This window comes from Streptomyces sp. NBC_01264 (assembly GCF_026340675.1).
GTDB lineage: Bacteria > Actinomycetota > Actinomycetes > Streptomycetales > Streptomycetaceae > Streptomyces.
In genome coordinates, this window is the sequence record NZ_JAPEOX010000001.1 from 2,629,390 (window position 1) to 2,645,261 (window position 15,872).

Here is a 15,872-nt window from a genome sequence, read left to right on the forward strand (position 1 = left end):
GCTCGCGCGTTACTTGCCCGCGCGTTACTTGCCCGCGCGCATGACCTCGGGCTCGTGGCGGCGCAGCAGACGCTGGACGGCGAAGCCGCACGCGACGCCGAGGAGCAGCAGGATGGTGATGTTCAGGCCCCACTGCCCGGCCGTGGCGTCCCAGAGCGGGTCGGTGTTGGTCGGGTTCTCCGCGTCCCACGGCGGCATGAGCACGCCGAGGTTCAGCGTGGTGCCGGCGGCGGCGATCGCCCAGCGCGACGGCATCAGCCAGGCGAACTGCTCCAGGCCCGGAGAGTCGTAGACCTGGAAGAGGATGCCGGTGAAGACGACCTGGACGATCGCGAACATGACGAGCAGCGGCATGGTCTTCTCGGCGGTCTTCACCAGCGAGGAGATCACCAGGCCGAACATCATGGACGTGAAGCCGAGCGCGATGACCGACAGGCAGATCTCCACGGCCGGCGGCATCAGCAGACCCTCGGCGGGCAGGTCGCGCGGGTAGAAGCCGATCGCACAGATGATCACGCCCTGGATGGCCGTGATGAACCCGAGGACGATCACCTTCGAGGCGAGGTACGCCGACCGGGACAGGCCGGTCGCGCGCTCGCGCTCGTAGATCACGCGTTCCTTGATCAGCTCGCGGACCGAGTTCGCGGCGCCCGAGAAGCACATGCCGACCGCGAGGATCAGCATGATCGTGCCGGCGTCGCCGTTGAAGCGGGACGGCGCCACGGGCGGCGCGAGTCCGAACTTCGCGGGGATGACGACGGAGACCACGCCGAGGACCGCCGGGAGGATCAGCATCAGACCGATGAAGCCCTTGTCGGACGCGATGACCGACATGTAGCGGCGCATCAGGGTCCAGAGCTGGGAGCCCCAGCCCTGCGGCTTCGGCGGCCGGGTCTGCTGCACGGCGGGCTGCACCGACTGGGGGGCGACCGCGTCGATGTCGGCGGCGTAGAGCTGGTAGTGCTGCGAGCCCTTCCAGCGGCCGGCCCAGTCGTAGTCGCGGTAGCTCTCGAAGGCGGAGAAGACGTCGGCCCAGGTGGAGTAGCCGAAGAAGTTCAGCGCCTCGTCCGGCGGGCCGAAGTAGGCGACCGAACCGCCCGGAGCCATGACCAGCAGCTTGTCGCAGATGGCCAGCTCGGCGACCGAGTGCGTGACGACGAGGACCGTGCGGCCGTCGTCGGCGAGGCCGCGCAGCAGCTGCATGACGTCGCGGTCCATGCCCGGGTCGAGGCCCGAGGTGGGCTCGTCCAGGAAGATCAGCGAGGGCTTGGTCAGCAGCTCCAGGGCCACGGACACGCGCTTGCGCTGGCCGCCCGAGAGCGAGGTGATCTTCTTGTCCTTGTGGATGTCGAGCTTGAGCTCGCGCAGCACCTCGTTGATGCGGGCGGCGCGCTCGGACTCGGCGGTGTCGCCCGGGAAGCGGAGCTTGGCCGCGTACTTGAGGGCGGTGCTGACCTTCAGCTCCTTGTGCAGGATGTCGTCCTGCGGGACCAGGCCGATGCGCTGGCGGAGCTCCGCGAACTGCTTGTACAGGTTGCGGTTGTCGTAGAGGACGTCGCCCTCGTTGGCCGGGCGGTAGCCGGTCAGCGCCTTGAGGAGCGTCGACTTGCCGGAGCCGGAGGGGCCGATGACGCCGATCAGGGACTTCTCGGGGACGCCGAAGGTGACGTCCTTGAGGATCTGCTTGCCACCGTCGACCGTGACCGTGAGGTGGCGGGCCGAGAAGGAGACGTCACCGGTGTCGACGAACTCCTCGAGGCGGTCGCCGACGATCCGGAAGGTCGAGTGGCCGACGCCGACGATGTCGTTCGGGCCGAGCAGCGCGGTACCCGACTTCGCCAGCGGCTGGCCGTTGACGTAGGTGCCGTTGTGGCTGCCGAGGTCGCGGATCTCGAAGCGGCCGCCCGGCATCGAGTGGAACTCGGCGTGGTGGCGGGAGACCTGGAGGTCGGAGACCACCAGCTCGTTCTCCAGCGCACGGCCGATGCGCATGACGTGGCCCAGCGCGAGCTGGTGGAACGTCGTCGGGCTGCGGTGGTCGCCGTAGCCCGGGGTACCGCCGCCGCCCTGCTGCTGCGGCTGGTGCTGCTGCTGCGGGAACGGCTGTGCCTGGTGCGGCTGATGGGCCTGCTGGGCCTGCTGCTGCGGGAACGGCGGAGCCTGCTGGACCTGCCGCTCCCAGGCTTGCGGCTGCGCCTGCTGCGCCTGCGGCTGCTGCGCGTACGCCTGCTGCGCCACGGCCGGCTGCGGCGCCGGGGCGGCCGCGCCGGCGACGGGGTTCAGCCTCGGCCCGTCGGTGGCGTTGCCGAGGTGCACCGGCGTGCCGGGTACGAGCTCGGCCTGCTGGACACGCGCCCCGCGCACGTACGTGCCGTTGGTGCTGCCGTGGTCCTCGATTCCCCAACCTTGCCCGTTCCAGGCGATGGTGGCGTGCCGCCACGACACCCGGGCATCATCGATCACCACGTCTCCCTGGGGATCGCGCCCCAGCGAGTACGACCTGGACGGATCGAGCGTCCAGGTCCTTCCATTCAATTCCAGTACGAGTTCCGGCACTCCAGCCCCACTTAAGTCCCCCGAGAATCCCCCATGACGTCAGGGAGTCTAGGGATGGCGAACATCCGTGGGAACTATTTCAGGCGCACGGCCACAAGGGGAATCCGGCCCCGCCGGGGGTGCCGAAAGGATCGGCGGGCGGGGGTCGAAAGACACCCGGAGGGTGCGATAAGGGACTTCTCACCTGTGTACGGGCCGGACCGCGCCATCGGGTGCGGACAGGTCCACCCGGTGAGACGTCCCTGACAGCCGGACGACCCGTTTCGGCGTACGCTCGCCGATCCCGACAGAATGGTTATCGGACAATGGATGTCCGCTCCCCCCACGCCACCGCTCCACCCCCAGGACTGCAATGACGCGTACAGACCACGCCGCGAGGCCCGAGACCGAGCGCCCCCCACCGCTCGGCCCCCGGAGGTCCGCCCTCAGAGCCCGTCGGGCACTGCGGGAGCGGCCGGCGGCCGCGCTGGTCTGGCTGCTGCCCGCGCTGGCGACCCTCGCCGCCGGCCTGTACCGGATCAGCACCCCGGTGCTGTGGCACGACGAGCTGGCCACCCTCACGGTGGTCCGCCGTCCCCGGGGCGCGCTGCTGGACATGCTCCAGAACGTGGACGCCGTGCACGGCGCCTACTACCTGCTGCTGCACTACTGGATCGACCTCTTCGGGGACTCCCCCGCGATGCTGCGGCTCCCCACCGTGCTGGCGATGGCCGCTGCGGCCGCCTGTGCGGCACTGGCCGGCCGGCGGATGTTCGGTGCGCGCGCCGGACTGACCGCCGGCCTCCTGTTCGCGCTGATCCCGGCCGTCACCCGGTACGCGCAGGAGGCCCGCTCGTACGCCTTCGTGGTGCTGCTCGCGGCAGCGGCGATGCTCCTGCTGCTGCGAGCCCTGGAACGGCCCGGCCCGGTGCGCTGGCTCTGCTACGGGGCCGCGGTGGCGGCCGCCGGCTACCTCCACCTGGTGTCGCTGGTCTTCCTCTGCGCGCACGCGGTCGGGGTCGCCCTGCACTGGTGGAAGGAGCGGAGCCAGTGGCGGATCCCCGTCGGCTTCGTCCTGGCGGCGGGACTGGGCGTGGCCTGCACCTATCCGCTGATCAAGCTGGGCGGGGGGCAGGCGGGCCGGCAGATCGGGTGGATACCCAAGCCGCAGCCGGGCGACCTGATCGGAATCTGGCCGCAGGTCTTCGCCAGCGCCCCGATGGCGGCGGTGCTGTTCCTGGCCGCCGCGCTCGCCTGGGGCGGCGAGCGCAGGCGGTCGCTGGTCTTCGGCACGGTCGCGGCGGTGCTGCCGGTGGTCACGGTGTGGACGATCTCGCAGCGGGCCGACGTCTCCTACTTCATGCCGAAGTACCTGTTCTTCGTCCTGCCGGCGTGGGCGGTGCTGGCCGGCGCCGGCATCGCGCTGGTCCGGGTGCGCGGGGTGGTGGTGGCGCTGCTGGCGGTGACGGCGATGGTCACCCCGGACCACGTGGCGGTGCACCAGCCGCTCTCGCACGGCGCGTACACCTACCCCGAGCCGGTCACCTGGTTCACGCCGCTGGACTACCGGGCGGCGGCGGGGATCGTCGCGGCGGGCTACCGGCCGGGCGACGCGGCGGCCTACGGGCAGCAGCAGTTCTCCCCGTGGTGGGGCGTGGACACCGGCGTCGGGTACTACCTGCCGCCGCGCGTCCGCCTGCGGGACATGCTGCTGGGCCAGAGCGGCGAACAGCTCGACGACCTGTGGCCGACCCTGTCCCCCGACCCCGCTAAGACGCTGGACACCGTCGCACCGCCGCGGATCTGGCTGGTCTCCAAGGACGACGGCGGCGACCCCTTCACGACGCTTCCGCCCCCCTACGCCAAGGCCCTCCAGGACCGGTACGTGCAGAAGAGCTACCGGCAGGTCTCGGGCATTTCCGTCGCCCTGCTCGTGCACCGCTGACATCCGGTCCCGGAGGGTGGGACGGGGGTCCTGAGCCGGGGGCGGGGAAGATACGGTGAGGGCACCATGAGCGCTTCGCAGACCTCCGACGTCCCCACCCTCCTCGTCAAGATCTTCGGCAAGGACCGTCCCGGGATCACCGCCGGGCTGTTCGACACCCTCGCCGCCTACTCCGTCGACGTCGTCGACATCGAGCAGGTCGTCACCCGAGGCCGCATCGTCCTGTGCGCCCTCGTCACCCACCCGGCCGCCGGCACCGAGGGCGAGCTGCGGGCCACCGTCCACAGCTGGGCCGAGTCCCTCAAGCTGCAGGCCGAGATCCTCTCCGGCACCGGTGACAACCGGCCGCGCGGCAGTGGCCGTTCGCACGTCACCGTGCTCGGGCATCCGCTCACCGCCGAGTCCACGGCCGCCATCGCCGCGCGGATCACCTCGACCGGCGGCAACATCGACCGCATCTTCCGGCTCGCGAAGTATCCGGTGACGGCCGTGGAGTTCGCCGTCTCCGGCACCGAGACCGAGCCGCTGCGCACGGCGCTGGCCACCGCCGCCGCGCAGATCGGCGTCGACGTGGCCGTGGTCTCGGCCGGGCTGCACCGGCGGGCCCAGCGCCTCGTCGTCATGGACGTGGACTCGACCCTGATCCAGGACGAGGTCATCGAGCTCTTCGCCGCGCACGCCGGCTGCGAGGCCGAGGTCGCCGAGGTGACCGAGCGGGCCATGCGCGGGGAGCTGGACTTCGAGCAGTCCCTGCACGCCCGGGTCGCACTGCTGGCCGGGCTGGACGAATCCGTGGTGGAGAAGGTCCGCTCCGAGGTGCGTCTCACTCCGGGTGCCCGGACCCTGATCCGTACGCTCAAGCGCCTGGGGTACCAGGTGGGCGTGGTCTCCGGCGGGTTCACGCAGGTGACGGACGATCTGCGGGAACGGCTCGGGCTGGACTTCGCCTCCGCCAACACCCTGGAGATCGTCGACGGAAAGCTGACGGGCAAGGTCATCGGCGAGATCGTGGACCGGGCCGGCAAGGCCCGGCTGCTGCGCCGCTTCGCCGCGGAGGCCGGCGTACCGCTGGCCCAGACGGTGGCCATCGGTGACGGTGCCAACGATCTGGACATGCTGAACGCCGCCGGGCTGGGCGTGGCCTTCTGCGCCAAGCCGGTGGTCCGCCAGGCCGCGCACACCGCGGTGAACGTGCCCTTCCTGGACGCCGTGCTCTACCTGCTCGGGATCACCCGCGAAGAGGTCGAGGCCGCCGACCTGGCGTGACGAGGACGTCCGGCCTTCCACGAGGCCCAGAGGCGGCGGGCCCCGGCACTTCGACAGTGCCGGGGCCCGCCGCTTCGGCGTGGTCGGTGTGGTCGGCGGGGCGAGCGCGTCAGCTGTGCGGGGTCCAGAAGTCCAGCAGGGTGCCCACGCCGTGTTCCACGGACTTCCACGAGCCGGTGAAGGAGACGACGGCGATGCCGGAGGTCGGGAAGCCGCTGCGGTTCATCCGGGCGAGTACGTCGCCCTGCGCGCTCCCGGCGAGGGCGTCGGCCAGGGCGTGCATGCCGGGGTTGTGGCCGATGACGAGGAGGTTCTTCACCTCGTCGGAGGTCTCGTTGACCAGGGCGATGAGCTCGCCCAGCGAGGCCTCGTAGAGCCGTTCCTCGTACGTGGTCTTCGGCCGGTGCGGCAGCTCCTGGACGGCCAGCTTCCAGGTCTCCCTGGTCCGGGCCGCACTGGAGCAGAGGGCCAGGTCGAAGGTGATGCCGGTATGGGCCAGTTTCTGGCCCGCGGCCGGGGCGTCGTGACGGCCGCGCTCCGCGAGGGGGCGGTCGTGGTCCGTGCCGTCCGACCATTCGGCCTTGGCGTGCCGGAGGAGGACGATCCTGCGGGGTGTGTCGGCGCTCATGACTCCCAGCTTCGCATGAATCGAGCCACGGGGCGCAGGGTGTTGAGAGGGTCCCCCGCAGGTGTGGCGGGTGTGGGGCGCACCCCGGCGCGCGGCCGCGCGGACGGGCTCCCCGAGGCTGGCGCCCCGTCAGCCGACGGCGCTCAGCAGCCGTTCGGTGACGTGGACGAGCACGGAGCCGTCGCCGGAGGCCGCGTGGGCCTGGCCGGATCCGGCGAGGAGTATGAGCAGGAGGCCGAAGGCGAGGGCGGGCAGGGCCAGCCCCCACCAGGGCAGCCGGGCCTCGGCCATGGCGGTGCGGGGGGCGGACGGGCGGCGGGGGGCCAGGGGTGCGGGGACCGGGTGTGTGGGGGCCGACATGGCCGCCTCCGTGGGTGCGTCGGACGGGCTCGCTCTTGCTCTTCGAATCTAAGGATTCGAGCAGGCGGTTCCCATCCGGGACGCACCCCAGATGTCCCTGAGCCTGACCCCCTAGGGGTCGGGGGGTTAACCCCACCCCCGGGACGCCGCTACGGCGAGGCGAGGGTGGCGACGACGGCGATGACCACGGTCACCAGCAGCATCGCGCCCAGCACGAGGCCGAGCTTGCGGTGGCCGTTCTGGGGGTTCGGTTCAAGTACGGGCGACATGCCGATCAGTCTCGCATGCCGCATTCGTCCTCGATCGTGCGGTCCCGGCCGGCGAGCAGGCCGAGCACGATCTGCGGGACGAGCAGACCGGCCATCAGGGCGAGGGGCAGGTCCCAGCCGCCGCTGTGCTGGTAGAGGACGCCGACGACGAGCGGTCCGGGGATGGAGATGAGGTACCCGGTGCTCTGGGCGAAGGCGGACAGCTTGACCACGCCCGCCGGGGACTTGGCGCGCAGTCCGATCATCGTGATGACGAGCGGGAAGGCGCAGTTGGAGATGCCGAGCATGACGACCCAGGCCCAGGCCCCGGCGGCGGGGGCGAAGTAGAGGCCGAGGTAGCCGGCGAGGCCGAAGAGGCCGAGGACGACCGCGATGGGCCCCTGGTTCTTCATCCGGCCCGCCAGGCCGGGGATGATGAAGGCCAGCGGGACGCCCATGACCATGGTGACGGCGAGCAGGATGCCCGCGGTGGAGGCGGAGACCCCGGCGTCCCGGAAGATCTGCGGGAGCCAGCCCATGGTGATGTAGGCGCCCGTGGCCTGGAGTCCGAAGTAGCAGGCGAGGGCCCACGCGGTGCGGCTGCGCACGACGCCGGGCCCGGCGTCGGGGCGGGCGGCCGGTACGCCCGCGGCCGCGGCCTTCTCCTTGCGGGCGGCCGCGGCGATGGCCAGCCAGGGCAGGACGGCGACCACGGCGAGGAGGGCCCAGATCAGCAGACCGGTGCGCCAGCTTCCGCCGAGGGCCCGGGTCATCGGGACGGTCGCCGCCGCGGCGAGCGAGGTGCCGGCGGCCAGGGCCATGGAGTAGAGCCCCGTCATGGTGCCGACCCGGTCGGGGAACCAGCGCTTGACGATCACCGGCAGCAGCACGTTGGTCAGGGCTATGCCCGCCAGGGTCAGGGCACTGGCCGCGAGGAATCCGGTGGCGTTGCTCGCGAAGGGCCGGATGAGCAGGCCCGCGGCGACGGCGGCCATGCCGGCGCAGACGACGGCGGCCGGGCCGAAGCGGCGGGAGAGCCGGGGCGCGGTGACGCCGAAGACGGCGAAGCAGAGGGCGGGTACGGAGGTGATGAGTCCGGCGACGGTCCCGCTCATGCCGAGGCCCTCGCGGGTCTCCTCGAACAGGGCGCCGAGGCTGGTGATGGCGGGCCGCAGGTTGAGGGCGGCCAGCACGATGCCGACGAGGAGCACGGGTCCGAGCCACGCCGGCTGCGGGGTGGCGGCGGGGGCGGGAAGGGGCTGCGGGGATGCCGTGCGCGCGGCCTGGGGCCGGTTCAGGGTCTGGATTTCTTCGTCGGACATTCAACCATCATAGAATCATGGGATGATTGGTTGTCCACCCCGCGGACCTATCGCGCCCGTCACTCCCGAGAGGAACCCCGCCGCATGCCGCTGACCTCGCCCCGGCGATCCGCGCTCGTCGACCAGGTGATCGCCCAGCTCCGCAACCAGATCACCACCGGCGAATGGCCCGTGGGCTCCCGCATCCCGACCGAGCCGGAGCTCGTGGAGCTGATGGGCGTGGCCCGCAACACGGTCCGGGAGGCCGTCCGGGCCCTCGCGCACAACGGCCTCCTCGACATCCGCCAGGGCTCGGGGACGTACGTCATCGCCACCAGCGAGCTGGCCGGGGTCATGCACCGCCGCTTCGCGGGCGCCGACCCCCGGCACATCGCGGAGCTGCGCTCGACGCTGGAGTCCTCGGCGGCCCGCCTCGCGGCGGAGCGCAGGACCGCGCGGGACCTCGTACAGCTGGACGCGCTGCTGGCGCGGCGCGAGGAGGCGTGGAGGGGCGGGGACGCGGAGCCGTTCATCGCGGCGGACGTGGCCCTGCACATGGCGGTGGTGGCGGCCTCGCACAACGAGGTGCTGATCGAACTGTACGCGGACCTCGGCGATCTGGTGGCCGACTGGCTGCGCACCGACGTGGGGACGGAGCTCGATCCCGCCGCACACCTTGACCACGCGCGGCTGATCGAGGCGATCCGGCGCGGCGACGGGGACGCGGCGGCCTCCGAGGCGGCCGGCTACCCGTTCGTCTGCCTGGCCAAGGAGGATCGGCGGCCCGCGGGGGGCGTCGCCGTCACGGGGCTCACTGCCGCTGGTGGCTGACCCAGGCGGAGCGGACTTCCTTCCAGCAGCGGCCGGAGAGCTCCACCCGGCCGGCCGGTCCGACGGCCACGGCGGCGCCGTCCCCGTCCACGTCCCACCAGCGGTCGCACTCCACGTGCAGGCGGACCAGGTCGGTCTGCGGGTAGCCGTTGTGGCAGAAGGCCACCACCTGGGAGCCGTTGATCTCGGTGTCGCAGTCGGCCCCGAAGAGCTCCCGCTTGGCGGGCTTCGCGGGCTGCACGGGGGGTTCGGCGGGGATCTGGGCCAGGTCGACCACGGCCGGGGCCTGGACGTCCGTACCGGGCGCCGGGACCGGCCCTGGCGCCTCGTCCCGCGCGAGGGCTCCCGGGAGCAGGAATCCGGTCAGGACCACCGAGGTGACCAGCAGGGATACCGCTCGGCTCCGCCTCGCGCGCACTCCCGTACCTCCTCCCCGCAGGAGCCGGGAAGATCCCGACGGGCCTAGTTTGCAGGGAAATGTCCGGATTCTCGACTCGGGAAGTTCCGGCCCGGGGGCGGACATCTGATCGAGTCACCCCGTACGGTCCCCGCCCCGCGCACCGAAACGGCGGCGGCCGCGCCTCCCGGAAGGGAAGGTGTGGCCGCCGCCGTACGGATGGAACGGACCGCCCGGATCAGCCGGGACGGGGAGCGCGCGAAGGTCAGGCGCCCATCGCGTGCAGGCCGCCGTCGACGTGGATGATCTCGCCGGTGGTCTTCGGGAACCAGTCCGACAGCAGGGCGACGACGCCCTTGGCGGCCGGCTCCGGGTCCGCCATGTCCCACTCCATCGGGGAGCGCTGGTCCCAGATGTCCGCCAGGCCGCTGAAGCCCGGGATGGACTTCGCGGCCATCGAGCCGATCGGACCCGCCGAGATCAGGTTGCAGCGGATCTTCTCCTTGCCCAGGTCACGGGCGAGGTAGCGGCTGGTGGCCTCCAGCGCGGCCTTGGCCGGGCCCATCCAGTCGTACTGCGGCCACGCGTACTGCGCGTCGAAGGTGAGGCCGACGACCGAGGCGCCCTCGTTCTCCGGGAAGAGCGGCTTGCAGGCCATGGTCAGCGACTTCAGCGAGAACGCCGAGACGTGCATGGCCGTGGCGACCGACTCGAACGGGGTGTTCAGGAAGTTGCCGCCGAGCGCGTCCTGCGGCGCGAAGCCGATGGAGTGGACGACGCCGTCGAGGCCGCCGAGCTCCGCGCGGACGACGCCCTCCAGGCGGGCCAGGTGCTCGTCGTTGGTGACGTCGAGCTCGATCACCTTGGCGGGCTTGGGCAGCTTGCGGGCGATGCGCTCGGTCAGCGTCGGCCGCGGGAAGGCGGTGAGGATGACCTCGGCACCCTGCTCCTGCGCCAGCTTGGCGACGTGGAAGGCGATGGAGGACTCCATCAGCACGCCGGTGACGAGGAGGCGCTTGCCGTCGAGAATTCCGCTCATGGTGATCAGTGACCCATGCCCAATCCGCCGTCAACGGGGATGACGGCACCAGTGATGTACGCGGCGTTGTCGGACGCCAGGAAGCTGACCGCGGCCGCGATCTCCTCGGGCTGCGCGTAGCGGCCCAGGGGCACCTGGCCGACGATGCCGGCCCGCTGCTCGTCCGTGAGCACCTTCGTCATGTCGGTGTCCACGAAGCCGGGAGCGACGACGTTGAAGGTGATGTTGCGGGAGCCCAGCTCGCGGGCGAGGGAACGGGCGAAGCCGACCAGCGCCGCCTTGGAGGCGGCGTAGTTGGCCTGGCCGGCCGAGCCGAGGAGCCCGACGACCGAGGAGATCAGGACGACGCGGCCCTTCTTGGCGCGGAGCATGCCGCGGTTCGCGCGCTTGACCACGCGGAAGGTGCCGGTGAGGTTGGTGTCGACGACCGAGGCGAAATCGTCCTCGGACATGCGCATCAGCAGCGTGTCCTTGGTGATGCCGGCGTTGGCGACGAGGACCTCCACGTTGCCGTGGGCGTCCTCGATCTCCTTGTACGCCTGGTCGACCTGGTCGGAGTCCGTGATGTCACAGCGGACCGCAAGCACGCCCAGGGCCGTGAGCTCCGCCGGGGGCTCGCCCGACCGGTACGTGATCGCGACCTTGTCCCCCGCTTCCGCGAAGGCTCGGGCGATGGCGAGGCCGATGCCCCGGTTACCTCCGGTGACGAGAACCGAGCGGCTCAACGGATCACCCTTTCGACTAGCGGTCTGATAACCAAAAACCTATAGGTCAAGTACCCCTTCCGGAGAATCCAGCTCCGACAGGGCCTCGGTACGCGCTCTGTCGAGTCCCTACAGAAAGATGTAGGCACGGCGCGCCGCGGCGCGACATGATCGTGCCAGCTGCCCCAACCCCCGGGAGGACCTCCGTGCCCCATTCCATCGACGCGGCCTTCACCGCGCTGCCCTTGCGGGCGCTGGCCGACGCGGCGCTCGCGCGGGCCCGCGCGCTGGGCGCCGACCACGCCGATTTCCGCCTGGAACGCATCCGCAGCGCCTCCTGGAGGCTGCGCGACGCCAAGCCCTCCGGTGGCTCCGACACCACCGACCTCGGCTACGCGGTCCGCGTGGTGCACGGGGGCAGCTGGGGGTTCGCCTCCGGTGTGGACCTGACCATGGACGCCGCCGCCAAGGTGGCCTCGCAGGCCGTGGCGATGGCGAAGCTCTCCGCCCAGGTGATCAAGGCGGCCGGATCGGACGAGCGGGTCGAGCTCGCCGACGAGCCGGTGCACGCCGACCGGACCTGGATCTCCGCCTACGACGTGAACCCCTTCGAGGTGCCGGACACGGAGAAGGCCGCGCTGCTCGCCGACTTCAGCACGCGTCTCCTGGCGGCCGACGGGGTGGCCCACGTGGACGCCTCGCTGCTCGCGGTCCACGAGAACAAGTTCTACGCGGACACCGCGGGCACCTCCACCACCCAGCAGCGGGTCCGCATCCACCCGCAGCTCACCGCGGTCGCCGTGAACGGCACCACGGGCGAGTTCGACTCGATGCGCACCATCGCCCCGCCGGCCGGGCGCGGCTGGGAGTACCTGACCGGTACCGGCTGGGACTGGAACGCCGAGCTGGAGACGATCCCGGGGCTGCTCGCCGAGAAGATGCGGGCGCCGAGCGTCGAGGCCGGGCGCTACGACCTGGTCGTGGACCCCTCGAACCTCTGGCTCACCATCCACGAGTCCATCGGCCACGCCACCGAGCTGGACCGGGCGCTGGGTTACGAGGCCGCTTACGCCGGGACCTCCTTCGCCACCTTCGACCAGCTCGGCAAGCTGGCCTACGGCTCCCCGATCATGAACGTGACGGGCGACCGGACGGCCGAGCACGGGCTGGCCACCATCGGCTACGACGACGAGGGCGTCGAGGCCCAGAGCTGGGACCTGGTCAAGGACGGCACCCTGACCGGCTACCAGACGGACCGTCGGATCGCGAAGCTGACCGGACTCGGCCGCTCCAACGGCTGCGCCTACGCCGACTCCCCCGGGCACGTGCCCGTCCAGCGCATGGCGAACGTCTCGCTCCAGCCGGATCCGGGCGGGCTCTCCACCGAGGACCTGATCGGCGGGGTGGAGCGCGGGATCTACGTGGTCGGCGACCGCTCCTGGTCCATCGACATGCAGCGCTACAACTTCCAGTTCACCGGGCAGCGCTTCTTCCGCATCGAGAACGGGCGGCTCGCCGGACAGCTGCGCGACGTCGCGTACCAGGCCACCACCACGGAGTTCTGGGGCTCGATGGAGAAGGTCGGTGGTCCGCAGACCTACGTCCTGGGCGGCGCCTTCAACTGCGGCAAGGCCCAGCCGGGCCAGGTCGCGGCGGTCTCGCACGGCTGCCCGTCCGCGCTGTTCCGTGACGTGAACATCCTGAACACCACGCAGGAGGCCGGGCGATGAGCTCGTCGATTCGTACCACCAAGCCCCACGAGATCATCGAGCGCGCGCTGGAGATGTCCACCGCGGACGGCTGCGTCGTCATCGCCGACGAGGAGTCGAGCGCCAATCTGCGCTGGGCGGGCAATTCCCTGACCACCAACGGGGTCACCCGCGGCCGGACCCTCACGGTCATCGCGACCGTCGACGGCAAGGAGGGCACGGCCTCGGGGGTCGTCTCGCGCTCCGCCGTCACGGCCGCGGAGCTGGAGCCGCTGGTCCGGGCCGCCGAGGCGGCCGCCCGCGGCGCCGGACCGGCGGAGGACGCCCGGCCGCTGGTCACCGGCACCCCGTCCTCGCCCGACTTCGCCGACGCCCCGGCCGAGACCTCCTCGGCGGTGTTCGCGGACTTCGCCCCGGCCCTCGGCGAGGCCTTCGCCCGGGCCCGCGCGGGCGGCCGCGAACTGTACGGCTTCGCCAACCACGAGCTGGTCTCCACGTACGTGGGCACCTCTACGGGGCTGCGCCTGCGCCACGACCAGCCCAACGGCACCCTCGAGCTCAACGCGAAGTCCACCGCGACGGCCGATGGCCGACTGCGTTCGGCCTGGGCCGGCCGCGCGACGCGGGACTTCAAGGACGTGGACCCGACCGCGCTGGACGCGGAGCTGGCCGTCCGGCTCGGCTGGGCGGAGCGGAAGATCGACCTGCCGGCCGGGCGGTACGAGACGCTGCTGCCCCCCACGGCCGTGGCCGACCTGCTGATCTACCAGATGTGGTCGGCGGCGGCCCGGGACGCGGTGGAGGGCCGGACCGTCTTCTCCAAGCCCGGCGGCGGCACCCGGATCGGCGAGCGGCTCTCCCCGCTGCCGCTGAACCTGCGCAGCGATCCGAACGCGCCGGGCCTGGAGTCCGCGCCGTTCGTGATCGCGCACAGCTCCGGGGACGACGCCTCCGTCTTCGACAACGGCCTGCCGGTCCCGGCGACCGAGTGGATCAAGGACGGCGAGCTGGCCCGGCTGACCACGACCCGGCACACCGCCGAGCTGACCGGGCTGCCGGTCTCCCCGTCCTTCGGGAACCTGATCCTGGAGGCGGGCGGGGAGAAGTCCCTGGAGGAGATGGTGGCCGGAACCGAGCGGGGGCTGCTGCTGACCTGCCTCTGGTACATCCGCGAGGTGGATCCGGCGACGCTGCTGCTCACCGGGCTGACCCGGGACGGCGTCTACCTGGTGGAGAACGGCCAGGTCGTGGGCGAGGTCAACAACTTCCGGTTCAACGAGTCCCCGGTGGACCTGCTGTCGCGGGCCTCGGAGGCCGGCCGGACCGAGAAGACCCTGCCGCGCGAATGGAACGACTGGTTCACCAGGACCGCGATGCCGGCGCTGCGCATCCCGGACTTCAACATGAGCTCGGTCAGCAAGGGAGTCTGACCAACGGCGTCCGACCACGACGTCCGGCCACGGCGTCCGACCAACGGGATGGATCAACAAAGCGTGAGAGGTGCGGGCCTTCCCCGCCTAGACTGGCGGGGAATCCCCCGGCTTTTCGTTCCACCTCGTTCAAGGAGACCCAGAACCGTGACGGACATCGTCGACGAACTGAAGTGGCGCGGGCTCTTCGCCCAGTCCACCGATGAAGAAGCGCTGCGCAAGGCGTTCGCGGACGGTCCCGTCACGTTCTATTGCGGCTTCGACCCGACGGCGGCCTCGCTGCACGTGGGTCACCTGGTGCAGGTCCTCACCGTGCGCCGGCTCCAGCAGGCGGGCCACCGTCCGCTGGCGCTGGTCGGCGGGGCCACCGGACAGATCGGCGACCCGCGGCCGACCGCCGAGCGCACCCTGAACGACCCGGAGACCGTCGCGAACTGGGTGACGCGCCTGCGCACCCAGATCGAGCCGTTCCTGTCCTTCGAGGGCGAGAACGCGGCGGTCATGGTGAACAACCTGGACTGGACGGCGGGCATGTCCGCCATCGAGTTCCTTCGGGACATCGGCAAGCACTTCCGCGTGAACAAGATGCTGACAAAGGACTCGGTCGCCAAGCGGCTGGAATCCGACCAGGGCATCAGCTACACGGAGTTCAGCTACCAGCTGCTCCAGGGCATGGACTTCCTGGAGCTGTACCGCCGGCACGGCTGCGTGCTCCAGCAGGGCGGGTCCGACCAGTGGGGCAACCTGACGGCCGGTCTCGACCTGATCCACCGGGTGGAGCCGGACGCGCACGTCCACGCCATCGCGACCCCGCTCATGGTCAAGGCGGACGGCACCAAGTTCGGCAAGTCCGAGAGCGGCGCCGTCTGGCTCGACCCGGAGATGACCACCCCGTACGCGTTCTACCAGTTCTGGCTGAACGTGGACGACCGGGACGTCTCCACCTACATGCGCATCCTGTCCTTCCAGACCCCCGAGGAGCTGGAGGCGCTGGAGGCGCAGACCGCCGAGCGGCCGCAGGCGCGTGCCGCCCAGAAGGCGCTGGCGGAGGAGCTGACCACGCTGGTGCACGGCGCCGACCAGTGCGCCGCCGTGATCGCGGCGTCCAAGGCGCTGTTCGGCCAGGGCGAGCTGGCGGACCTGGACGAGGCCACCCTGGCGGCGGCCCTGTCCGAGCTGCCGCACGCCAAGGTGTCGGAGCCCGGCCTGGTCGTGGACCTGCTGGCGGAGACCGGGCTCGTCGCGAGCAAGTCGGCCGCGCGCCGGACCGTCAAGGAGGGCGGCGCCTACGTGAACAACGTGAAGGTCGCCTCCGAGGACGCGGTCCCCGCCAAGGAGGACCTGCTGCACGGACGCTGGCTGGTGCTGCGCCGTGGCAAGAAGAACCTGGCCGCGGTCGAGGTCACCGGCTAGTCGCCGGCTACTCGACGGCTACTCGACGGCTCGACGGTACGACGCAGGGGCCGGTCCGGACAGATC

14 protein-coding genes are annotated in these 15,872 nt (G+C 71.4%); 6 read left to right on the forward strand and 8 right to left on the reverse strand.

All coding sequences use genetic code 11. The features are described 5' to 3' along the window. Window positions 1–24: 24 nt before the first annotated feature. A complete protein-coding gene (locus tag OG435_RS12010) occupies window positions 25–2,556 on the reverse strand; it encodes an FHA domain-containing protein (protein WP_430625615.1) in 2,532 nt (843 codons plus the stop codon). Between the two features lie 352 nt (window positions 2,557–2,908). On the opposite strand from OG435_RS12010, the gene OG435_RS12015 reads away from it, so the two are divergent. Both OG435_RS12015 and serB read left to right on the forward strand, forming a co-directional pair. Then, window positions 2,909–4,480: a glycosyltransferase family 39 protein gene (locus tag OG435_RS12015; RefSeq protein WP_266876813.1), complete on the forward strand. Its 1,572-nt coding sequence runs from the start codon at window positions 2,909–2,911 to the stop codon at window positions 4,478–4,480. Window positions 4,481–4,546: 66 nt separating this feature from the next. Next, complete coding sequence (gene serB / locus OG435_RS12020; RefSeq protein WP_266876814.1) at window positions 4,547–5,746, forward strand: phosphoserine phosphatase SerB; 1,200 nt, start codon at window positions 4,547–4,549, stop codon at window positions 5,744–5,746. A gap of 109 nt (window positions 5,747–5,855) precedes the next feature. On the opposite strand, the gene OG435_RS12025 is transcribed toward serB, so the two are convergent. From OG435_RS12025 to OG435_RS12040, 4 genes are all read right to left on the reverse strand, one after another. Next, window positions 5,856–6,374: a SixA phosphatase family protein gene (locus OG435_RS12025; RefSeq protein ID WP_266876815.1), complete on the reverse strand. Its 519-nt coding sequence runs from the start codon at window positions 6,372–6,374 to the stop codon at window positions 5,856–5,858. 129 nt (window positions 6,375–6,503) lie between these two features. Beyond that, complete coding sequence (locus tag OG435_RS12030) at window positions 6,504–6,734, reverse strand: hypothetical protein (RefSeq protein ID WP_266876816.1); 231 nt, start codon at window positions 6,732–6,734, stop codon at window positions 6,504–6,506. A 149-nt stretch (window positions 6,735–6,883) separates the two neighbouring features. Next, window positions 6,884–7,003, reverse strand: coding sequence for an SGM_5486 family transporter-associated protein (locus OG435_RS12035; protein WP_266876817.1), 120 nt, complete (start codon window positions 7,001–7,003; stop codon window positions 6,884–6,886). Between the two features lie 5 nt (window positions 7,004–7,008). Next, complete coding sequence (locus OG435_RS12040; protein ID WP_266876818.1) at window positions 7,009–8,304, reverse strand: CynX/NimT family MFS transporter; 1,296 nt, start codon at window positions 8,302–8,304, stop codon at window positions 7,009–7,011. Window positions 8,305–8,388: 84 nt separating this feature from the next. Between OG435_RS12040 and OG435_RS12045 the strand changes: the two genes are divergently transcribed. Beyond that, window positions 8,389–9,114 carry a FadR/GntR family transcriptional regulator gene (locus OG435_RS12045; RefSeq protein WP_266876819.1) on the forward strand — a complete coding sequence of 242 codons (726 nt, stop codon included), beginning with the start codon at window positions 8,389–8,391 and terminating at the stop codon, window positions 9,112–9,114. Here the strand turns inward: OG435_RS12045 and OG435_RS12050 are convergent. The 3 genes from OG435_RS12050 to fabG form a co-directional block, all read right to left on the reverse strand. Continuing rightward, window positions 9,095–9,532 (reverse strand): hypothetical protein, encoded by a 438-nt coding sequence (locus OG435_RS12050; RefSeq protein ID WP_266876820.1) that lies wholly within the window; start codon window positions 9,530–9,532, stop codon window positions 9,095–9,097. The two genes, OG435_RS12045 and OG435_RS12050, sit on opposite strands and share 20 nt — an antisense overlap. Window positions 9,533–9,776: 244 nt before the next feature. Next, complete coding sequence (fabI, locus tag OG435_RS12055; protein WP_266876821.1) at window positions 9,777–10,550, reverse strand: enoyl-ACP reductase FabI; 774 nt, start codon at window positions 10,548–10,550, stop codon at window positions 9,777–9,779. Between the two features lie 5 nt (window positions 10,551–10,555). Next, entirely contained in the window at window positions 10,556–11,275 is a 720-nt protein-coding gene (fabG, locus tag OG435_RS12060) for a 3-oxoacyl-[acyl-carrier-protein] reductase (RefSeq protein ID WP_254383918.1), read from the reverse strand. A 146-nt stretch (window positions 11,276–11,421) separates the two neighbouring features. Here fabG and OG435_RS12065 point away from each other — a divergent pair, with 146 nt between their 5' ends. The 3 genes from OG435_RS12065 to tyrS all read left to right on the forward strand — a co-directional run bounded on the left by OG435_RS12065 (window position 11,422) and on the right by tyrS (window position 15,806). Then, window positions 11,422–12,984, forward strand: a complete 1,563-nt coding sequence (locus OG435_RS12065; RefSeq protein ID WP_430625616.1) for a TldD/PmbA family protein — start codon at window positions 11,422–11,424, stop codon at window positions 12,982–12,984. Further along, complete coding sequence (locus OG435_RS12070; protein WP_266876823.1) at window positions 12,981–14,393, forward strand: metallopeptidase TldD-related protein; 1,413 nt, start codon at window positions 12,981–12,983, stop codon at window positions 14,391–14,393. The genes OG435_RS12065 and OG435_RS12070 overlap by 4 nt, the downstream gene beginning before the upstream one ends. Before the next feature lie 147 nt (window positions 14,394–14,540). After that, window positions 14,541–15,806, forward strand: a complete 1,266-nt coding sequence (tyrS, locus tag OG435_RS12075; protein WP_266876824.1) for a tyrosine--tRNA ligase — start codon at window positions 14,541–14,543, stop codon at window positions 15,804–15,806. Window positions 15,807–15,872: the final 66 nt, after the last annotated feature.

What these genes read in the sequence shown, in the direction of transcription:
- OG435_RS12040 (WP_266876818.1), bottom strand. Translation starts at nt 8,304, where the DNA reads ATGTCCGACGAAGAAATCCAGACCCTGAACCGGCCCCAGGCCGCGCGC.
- OG435_RS12030 (WP_266876816.1), bottom strand. Translation starts at nt 6,734, where the DNA reads ATGTCGGCCCCCACACACCCGGTCCCCGCACCCCTGGCCCCCCGCCGC.
- OG435_RS12045 (WP_266876819.1), top strand. Translation starts at nt 8,389, where the DNA reads ATGCCGCTGACCTCGCCCCGGCGATCCGCGCTCGTCGACCAGGTGATC.
- OG435_RS12065 (WP_430625616.1), top strand. Translation starts at nt 11,422, where the DNA reads ATGATCGTGCCAGCTGCCCCAACCCCCGGGAGGACCTCCGTGCCCCAT.
- OG435_RS12015 (WP_266876813.1), top strand. Translation starts at nt 2,909, where the DNA reads ATGACGCGTACAGACCACGCCGCGAGGCCCGAGACCGAGCGCCCCCCA.
- fabI (WP_266876821.1), bottom strand. Translation starts at nt 10,550, where the DNA reads ATGAGCGGAATTCTCGACGGCAAGCGCCTCCTCGTCACCGGCGTGCTG.
- OG435_RS12070 (WP_266876823.1), top strand. Translation starts at nt 12,981, where the DNA reads ATGAGCTCGTCGATTCGTACCACCAAGCCCCACGAGATCATCGAGCGC.
- OG435_RS12025 (WP_266876815.1), bottom strand. Translation starts at nt 6,374, where the DNA reads ATGAGCGCCGACACACCCCGCAGGATCGTCCTCCTCCGGCACGCCAAG.
- OG435_RS12035 (WP_266876817.1), bottom strand. Translation starts at nt 7,003, where the DNA reads ATGTCGCCCGTACTTGAACCGAACCCCCAGAACGGCCACCGCAAGCTC.
- serB (WP_266876814.1), top strand. Translation starts at nt 4,547, where the DNA reads ATGAGCGCTTCGCAGACCTCCGACGTCCCCACCCTCCTCGTCAAGATC.